Source organism: Vibrio sp. 1562, from assembly GCF_033340155.1.
In the GTDB taxonomy this organism is placed as follows: Bacteria; Pseudomonadota; Gammaproteobacteria; order Enterobacterales; family Vibrionaceae; genus Vibrio; species Vibrio alginolyticus.
The window spans coordinates 1-637 of sequence record NZ_JAWOVY010000461.1; the positions used below are offsets into that span (position 1 = coordinate 1).

1 pseudogene is annotated in these 637 nt (G+C 39.9%); it reads left to right on the forward strand.

The features are described 5' to 3' along the window. A pseudogene (gene galM / locus R7Z49_RS25825) lies at positions 1 to 286 on the forward strand (galactose-1-epimerase); the annotation flags it as partial. Positions 287 to 637: the final 351 nt, after the last annotated feature.

Sequence of the window (637 nt, forward strand, 5' to 3'; positions counted from 1 at the left end):
ACCTGAAGTGACCGATGGCGTGTCTGTCGCTGCGGTTTTAATTGCACCCAAAGAAGATGTGGTGATGAAGGTGAAAACCACCAAACCTGCCATCCAGTTTTATTCAGGTAATTTCTTAGCCGGTACGCCAGGTGCAAGTAAAACTTACGAACGCTATGACGGCCTAGCATTGGAAACGCAGTACTTTCCAGACGGGCCAAACAAACCAGAATGGGGACTCAACAATGGGGTGTTGAGCTCTGGGGATTGCTATCAGCATCAAACTACTTATCAGTTTGAATTTTAGATAGCACTTCTACCCTTTGAACTTGCAGCGGCAGCAATGCTGCAACTCCAACGACTTTGGGTGTTATGGTGGGCTACATGCCCACCTTTTTTGTTTTTGATATGTATTTTTACTAGGAAGTTTAAATCACTTACCTCACTTTCGACACAATACTGTACGGTGGATGATCCCCGTAATTTCCTACTTATTACTCTTCGTTTTACCTTTATTGTTATCGTTTACATTTTTGTTGATTTTAGAGAGTTTTAATTAAATGACACTTCTCTTAATATTTGTGATCTTTAGCTCGTTATAAGGTTTTTAGCGTAATATGTATCAATATGTGTGATTTGAGTTACATTTCATTTGAGT